Origin of the sequence: Reyranella sp., from assembly GCF_036558665.1 — a bacterium.
GTDB lineage: Bacteria > Pseudomonadota > Alphaproteobacteria > Reyranellales > Reyranellaceae > Reyranella.
The window spans coordinates 22,198-30,197 of sequence record NZ_DATBFE010000029.1; the positions used below are offsets into that span (position 1 = coordinate 22,198).

Consider the following 8,000-nt stretch of genomic DNA (forward strand, 5'->3'; position numbering starts at 1 on the left):
GCCGCGACATGAATCCGTCGCGGGTCTTCATCGAGCGCCCGGTCGGCACCTCGCTGCTGATGGCTGCGATCATGCTGGTGGGCCTGATCGCCTACCGGTTCCTGCCGCTGGCCGCCCTTCCCCAGGTCGACTATCCGACCATCCGCGTGCTCACGCTCTATCCCGGCGCCGGCCCCGAGGTCATGACATCCTCCGTGACTGCGCCGCTCGAACGTCAGTTCGGCCAGATGCCGGGTCTCAATCAGATGACCTCGACCAGCTCGGCCGGCGCCTCGTCGATAACCCTGCAGTTCAGCCTCTCCCTCGGCATCGACATCGCCGAGCAACAGGTGCAGGCGGCGATCAACGCGGCCGGAAACCTGCTGCCGGCCGACCTTCCCGCGCCTCCGATCTACGCCAAGGTCAACCCGGCGGATGCACCGATCCTGACGCTCGCGGTGACCTCGAAGACCGAGCCGTTGACCAAGGTCTACGACCTGATCGACGTCCGCCTCGGGCAGAAGATCTCGCAGGTTGCCGGTGTCGGCCTCGTCACTCTCGAGGGCGGACAGAAGCCCGGCTTCCGCATCCGTGCCAATCCGACCGCGCTCGCCGCGTACGGCCTCAACGTCGACGACCTTCGCACCACCATCACCAACGCCAACGTCAACACGCCCAAAGGCAATTTCGACGGGCCGACGCGCAGCTACACGATCAACGCCAACGACCAGATCACCGATCCGACGCTGTTCAACGATGTCATCGTGGCCTATCGCAACGGCGCGCCGGTGCGCCTTTCGGACGTGGCGACCGTCGACGACGGCCGGGAGAACAACCAGCTGATTGCCTGGATGAATACCTCCCAGGCGGTGATCGTCGACGTGCAACGCCAGCCCGGCGCGAACGTCATCGCCGTGGTCGACAGCATCAAGGCGCTGCTGCCGCAGTTGCGCGAGACGCTGCCGCCATCGATCGACGTGTCGACCCTCACCGACCGCACGATCACCATCCGCGCCTCGGTGCGCGACGTGCAGATCGAGCTGTCCTTCGCCGTACTCCTGGTGGTGGCCGTCATCTTCCTGTTCCTGGGCGACTGGCGGGCGACGATCATTCCCAGCCTCTCGGTACCGCTGTCGCTCGTGGGCACGCTGGCGGTGATGTACCTCGCCGGCTTTTCGCTCAACAATCTGTCGATCATGGCGCTGACCATCGCGACCGGCTTCGTGGTCGACGACGCGATCGTCATGATCGAGAACATCGCGCGCTATATCGAGGAAGGAGACCATCCGTTCGAAGCGGCGCTGAAGGGCTCGAGCCAGATCGCCTTCACCGTCGTGTCGCTCACCGTTTCCCTGATCGCCGTGCTGATCCCCCTGCTCTTCATGGGCGACGTGGTCGGGCGGCTGTTCAGCGAGTTCGCCATTACGCTTGCCGTCACGATCCTGATCTCGGCGGTGGTGTCTCTCACCCTGGTCCCCATGATGTGCGCGCAGCTCCTGCGCCGCCGCGATGTCGGCCAGGCCGGGGCCGCCGCGGGTGGACGGCCTGGTGGCGCGGCGCCGGCACATCCCGAGGCCCAGGCGCTCGGCGCGCGCTGGTTCGGTCGGCTGATCGACCTCTACGACCGCGCCCTGATCGTCGTCTTCCGGCATCAGCCGGCGACACTCGTGGTTGCCGTCGCGACGGTCGCCCTCACGGTGCTGCTCTACGTCGTCATTCCCAAGGGCTTCTTCCCGATCCAGGACAACGGCCTGATCCAGGCCGTCACCGAGGCGCCGCAAACCGTCTCGTTCGATGCCATGCGCGAGCGCCAGCGGGCGCTGGCCGAGGCCATCCTGAAGGATCCCGACGTCGAGAGCCTGAGCTCCTTCGTCGGCGTCGATGGCACCAATCCGACGCTGAATTCCGGCCGCATGCTGATCAATCTCAAGGAGCGCGACTCGCGGTCCCTGACGGCCGGCCAGATCATCCGCCGGATCCTGCGCGAGACGGCGTCGGTCCAGGGCATCCAGCTCTACATGCAACCGTCACAGGATCTCACCATCGACTCGACGGTCAGCCGCACGCAATACCAGTTCGTGCTGGAAAGCCCCAACCCGAAGGACTTCGACACCTGGGTACCTCGGCTGGTGCAGCGAATGTCGCAGATTCCGGAGGTGGTCGATGTGACGAGCGAGCTGCAGAACCAGGGGCTCGCCATGTTCATCAAGATCGACCGCGACGCCGCGGCCCGCTTCGGCATCACGGCGGCTACGGTCGACAATCTGCTATACGATGCATTCGGCCAGCGCATCGTCTCCACCGTCTATACCCAATCCAACCAATACCGCGTGATCTACGAGCTCGAGCCGTCGATGGCGCGCTCGCTCGACGCCCTGAACAGCCTCTATCTGCCGGGCTCGACGGCGGGCAAGCAGGTGCCCCTGTCGGCGATCGCTACCTTCGAGGAGCAGACCGGTCCGCTGCGGCTCGACCGACTGGCCCAGTTCCCGGCCACCACCATCTCCTTCAACCTCGCGCCCGGCGCCTCCCTCGGCGGCGCGGTCGACGCCATCACCACGGTGCAGAAGGAGATCGGGATGCCGCGCTCGATCTCGACCCACTTCCAGGGCGCGGCGCTCGCCTTCCAGAAGGCGCTGAAGAGCCAGCTCATGCTGATCCTGGCGGCCATCGTGACCGTCTACATTGTGCTCGGCGTCCTCTACGAGAGCTACATCCATCCGGTCACGATCCTGTCGACGCTGCCGTCCGCCGGCATCGGCGCGTTGCTCGCCCTGATGATCGCGGGCGACGATCTCAGCGTCGTCGCCATCATCGGCATCGTCCTGCTGATCGGCATCGTGAAGAAGAACGCGATCATGATGATCGACTTCGCCCTGGATGCCGAGCGCCACGAGGGCAAGCCGCCGCAGGAGGCGATCCACCAGGCCTGCCTTCTGCGCTTCCGTCCCATCCTGATGACCACCATCTCCGCCCTGGTCGGCGCCCTGCCCCTGATGCTGGGCACCGGGACCGGATCGGAGCTGCGTCATCCACTCGGCCTCACCATCGTCGGCGGGCTGATCGTCAGCCAGATGCTGACCCTGTTCACGACGCCCGTGATCTATCTCGCCTTCGATCGCATCGCCCGCCGGCTGCGCGGCATGCCGCTCGACACGCCGGCCTATCCGCTGGCGGGCGGGGAGGGGCCGCAGCCGCCGGAACTGCCGGAAGGCTTCCAGCCGTGAACTTTTCGGCCGTCTTCATCGCGCGGCCTGTCGCGACGACGCTTCTGACGGCCGGCATCCTGCTGGCCGGCCTGATGGGCTTCATCGCGCTGCCGGTGTCGCCGCTGCCGAAGGTCGATTTCCCGACGATCCTGGTGCAGGCCTCGCTGCCCGGAGCCTCGCCCGACACCGTGGCGACCAGCGTAACCACGCCGCTCGAGAAGCGCCTCGGGGCGATCGCGGGCGTGAGCGAGATCACCTCCACCAGCACGGTAGGCAATGCGCGCATCGTGCTGCAGTTCGATCTGTCGCGCGAGATCGACGGGGCGGCGCGCGACGTCCAGGCTGCGATCAATGCGGCACGCGCCGACATGCCGACCAGCCTGAGGTCGAACCCGATCTACCGCAAGATCAACCCGGCCGACGCGCCGGCGGTGATCCTGGCGTTGACATCGGAGACGCTGTCGCAGGGCCAGCTCTACGATGCGGCGTCGAACGTGCTGCAGCAGAAGCTGAGCCAGGTGACAGGCGTCGGGCAGGTCACGCTGGGCGGCAGTTCGCTGCCCGCGGTGCGCGTGGAGATCAATCCGAACGCGCTGGCCAAGTATCGCATCGGGCTGGAGAGCGTGCGCGCCGGCCTCGCGGCGGCTAATGCCAACGCGCCCAAGGGCGCCATCGAGGTCGGTGGACGGCGCTACCAGCTCTACACCAACGACCAGTCGCGGGTGGCCGACGATTATCGCAATCTGGTGATCGCGTGGCGCAACAATGCGCCGGTGCGGCTGAAGGACGTCGCCGATATCCAGGACTCCGTCGAGGACGTCCGCAACGAGGGCCAATCCAACGGCAAGCGATCGGTGCTGGTGATCATCTATCTCCAGCCCAACGCCAATATCATCGAGACGGTCGACCAGGTGAAGGAGGTGTTGCCTGAACTGCAGGCGGCGCTGCCGACCGAGATCGACGTGACGCTGGCGAGCGACCGCACCACCACGATCCGGGCGTCCCTGAAGGAGGTCGAACGTGCGCTGACTCTCAGCGTCATCCTCGTGGTGCTGGTAACCTTCGGCTTCCTGCGCTCGGTGCGGGCGGGGTTGGTGCCGTCCGTCGCCGTCCCGGTATCGCTGGTCGGCACGTTCGGCGTCATGTATCTGATGGGCTTCAGCCTCAACAATATTTCGCTGATGGCGCTCACGATCTCGGCCGGTTTCGTCGTCGATGACGCCATCATCGTGCTCGAGAACGTCTCCCGTCACATCGAAAACGGTATGCCGCGGCGGCAGGCGGCGTTGCTGGGCGCCCGCGAGGTGGCCTTCACCGTCGTCTCCATGAGCCTGTCGCTGATCGCGGTGTTCATTCCGATCCTGCTGATGGGCGGCATCGTCGGCCGCCTGTTCCGCGAGTTCGCGGTGACGCTCACCATCGCCATCCTGATCTCGATGGTGGTGTCGCTCACCACCACCCCCATGATGTGCGCCTTCGTTCTGAGGCCACCACGTGCCGAAGGCCAGCCAACGCAGAACTGGCTCGCGCGGACGAGCGAGCGGGTCTTTAGCGGCGTCCAGAGCTTCTACGGGCACACGCTCGCCTGGGTCCTGCGCCATCCCGGCACCACCATCCTGGTCTTTCTCGGCACGGTGATCCTCAACATCTTCCTCTACGTCGAGGTGCCCAAGGGTTTCTTCCCGCAGCAGGACACCGGCCGCATCATCGGCGGCATGCGCGCCGACCAGAGCATCTCGTTCCAGTCCATGCGCCGGAAGTTCCGCCAGTTCGTCGCCATCGTGCGGGCCGACCCCGCGGTCCAGAACGTGGTCGGCTTCACTGGCGGCTTCCAGACCAATTCCGGCTTCCTGTTCGCCCAGCTGAAGCCCTTGTCCGAGCGCGATGCGTCGGCGGACCAGGTGATCGCGCGCCTCCGGGTGCGTCTGGCCCAGGTGCCGGGCGCCAACCTCTTCATGCAGGCGGTGCAGGATATCCGTGTCGGCGGCCGGCAGAGCAACTCGCAATTCCAGTTCACGCTGCAATCCGATTCGCTTGCGGATCTGTACGCCTGGGGGCCGAAGCTGGTAACGGCCCTGCAGCACGACACTTCGGTCATCACGGACGTCGATTCCGATCAGCAGCAGCACGGCCTGCAAGTCAACGTGACGATCGATCGCGATTCGGCGAGCCGCCTCGGGATCAGCACCAGGGCGATCTCGGCTGCGCTCTACGATGCGTTCGGCCAGCGCCAGGTCTCGACCATCTACAACGCGCTCAACCAGTACCATGTGGTCATGGAGGTGGCGCCGGAGTACTGGCAGAATCCCAAGACGCTGGAGCAGATGTATGTCAGCACGTCGGGCGGCGCGATCAGCGGCGCGCAAGCGACGCAAGCCATCGTCTCCACCGCGCCCACCGTGTCGGCAAGCTCGGGAAACACCGGCTCGGTGACCAGATTGACCAACGCCGCGACGGCGCTCGACCCCAGCCAGGCGGTACGCAACCAACTCACCAACCAGATCGCCATCAGCGGCCGCGGCACGGCCTCGACCGGCGCGGCCGTCAGCACCTCGCCCGAAACGATGGTTCCCCTGTCCGCCGTGACCTATCACGACTTCGGCACGACGCCGCTCGGCGTCAACCATCAGGGGCTGTTCGTCGCCACGACGATCTCGTTCAATCTCGCCGCCGACAAGACGCTGAGCGACGCGGTCGCCTACGTTAACGAGACCATGCGCCAGATCGGCGTGCCGGCGACGATCCATGGCTCGTTCCAGGGCACCGCCCGGGCGTTTCAGCAATCACTCGACAGCCAGGTCATCGTGATCCTCTTTGCTCTGGCTGCGATCTACATCGTGCTGGGCGTCCTCTATGAGAGCTACATCCATCCGTTGACGATCCTCTCGACCCTGCCGTCGGCCGGCATTGGCGCCCTGCTGGCGCTTCAGCTCTTCAAGGTCGAGCTCAGCATCATCGCCATGATCGGCGTCCTGCTGTTGATCGGCATCGTCAAGAAGAATGCGATCATGATGATCGACGTCGCCCTCGATCGCGAACGCCACCAGGATCTCGACCCGCGCGACGCGATCTACCAGGCCTGCCTTCTGCGCTTCCGGCCTATCCTGATGACGACGATGGCGGCGATGCTGGGCGCCCTGCCGCTGGCAGTGAATTTCGGCGACGGCGCCGAGCTGCGCCGTCCGCTCGGGCTCTCCATCATCGGCGGGCTGCTGGTCAGCCAGGTTTTGACGCTCTACACGACGCCGGTGATCTACCTCTATCTCGACCGCTTCCGCCGTCGCGGTCGTGATCCACACAGTCGGCTGGCGCGTGCCATGGGCGGCCTCGAGGCGCGCGCATGAGTCGTCGGGCTGCTTTGGCCGTTCTCCTGTCGCTCTCCGGCTGCATGGTAGGTCCCGATTATACCCGACCGCCCCCGGCGACCGATCCGACGCCGGCCTACAAGGAAGTGGACGGCCTCACGTTCCGCCCGGCGCTGCCCCGCGACACGATCGACCGCGGACCGTGGTGGACGATCTACGGCGATCCGTCGCTCGATCGGCTGATGGCCGAGGTCGACGTCTCGAACCAGACACTGAAGGAGAACGAGGCCGCGTACCGCCAGGCCGTGGCGCTGATCCGCCAGAGCCAGTCTCCGCTCTATCCGACGGTCGGCTATAGCAGCGCCATCCAGCAGACCAGCGCCAGCGGTGGTCGCAACGGCAGCGTGGTGAGCACGGGGACCGGCTTCATCACCGGGACCAGCAATGGATCTGCCGGACAGTTCTCCCTCGGCGGAAGCCTGTCCTGGGAGATCGATGTATGGGGCCGCATCCGTCGCACGATCGAGAGCGATGCGGCAGCGGCCCAGGCAAGCGCCGGCGATCTCGCTTCGGCCCGGCTGTCGATCGAGTCGAGCCTGGCGACGAGCTACTTCTCCCTGCGTATCTCCGACGAGCGCCTCGCGCTCTACCGGCAGTCGGTCGCAGCCTACGAGCGATCCCTCGAGATCGTGCGCAATCAGATGAATGCCGGCACGGCCTCGCGCCTCGACCTGGCCCAGGCCCAGACCCAGCTCGAGCAGACACGCGCGCTCTATGCCGCCGAGGGCGCCAACCGCGCGCAGTTCGAGCACGCAATCGCCGCCCTCGTCGGAAAAATGCCGGCCGAAGTCTCGATCGAGACCGCACCCGCCCCCGGGACCGTGCCGACGCTCGATGCGGGCACGCCGTCGGGCCTGCTCGAACGGCGACCCGACATCGCGTCGGGCGAGCGCCAGATGCAGGCGGCGAACGCCCAGATCGGCGTGGCGCAGGCGGCCTACTATCCGGACTTCACCTTCAATGCGAGCATCAATCTCCTGAGCACCACGCTCGGCAATCTGCTGCAGATCGGCTCTGCCGTATGGTCCTTGGGGCCGCAGCTTTCGGGCACACTGATCGACGGCGGCGCGCGCGCGGCGCAGGTCGAAGGGGCGCGCGCCAACTACGACAAGACCGTCGCGACCTACCGCCAGACAGTGCTGACCGCTTTTCAGCAGGTCGAGGACGCGCTGGCCCAGCAGCGCTACTACGCGGAGCAGGAAGCGATCCAGCGCCGCGCCGTCGCGGCCGCGCGCGAGGCCGAACAGCTGTCGCTCAACCAGTACCGGGCCGGCACGGTGGCCTACACGACGGTGATCACCGCCCAGACCACCTCGCTCAGTGCCCAGCAGACGCTGATCAACATCCGGCTGAACCGCTTCAGCACCAGCGCCGCACTGGTGACCGCCCTGGGCGGCGGCTGGCGGGAGTCCGACCTGCCGGCGCTGATGCCGGCAATGCCGGCGAC

The 8,000-nt window shown here is 66.3% G+C and carries 3 protein-coding genes; all 3 read left to right on the forward strand.

Going from position 1 to position 8,000, the window contains the following annotated elements:
- Positions 1 to 8 precede the first annotated feature (8 nt).
- Positions 9 to 3,206, forward strand: coding sequence for a multidrug efflux RND transporter permease subunit (locus tag VH499_RS04465; RefSeq protein WP_332051490.1), 3,198 nt, complete (start codon positions 9 to 11; stop codon positions 3,204 to 3,206).
- Positions 3,203 to 6,532, forward strand: coding sequence for an efflux RND transporter permease subunit (locus tag VH499_RS04470; protein ID WP_332051491.1), 3,330 nt, complete (start codon positions 3,203 to 3,205; stop codon positions 6,530 to 6,532). Before VH499_RS04465 ends, VH499_RS04470 begins: the two co-directional genes overlap by 4 nt.
- Positions 6,529 to 8,000, forward strand: a 1,472-nt coding sequence (locus VH499_RS04475; RefSeq protein WP_332051492.1) for an efflux transporter outer membrane subunit, incomplete at its 3' end; no start/stop codon positions are given. The genes VH499_RS04470 and VH499_RS04475, both read left to right, overlap by 4 nt.

Coding starts and splice junctions, on each gene's coding strand:
- VH499_RS04465 (WP_332051490.1), top strand. CDS start 9: ATGAATCCGTCGCGGGTCTTCATCGAGCGCCCGGTCGGCACCTCGCTG.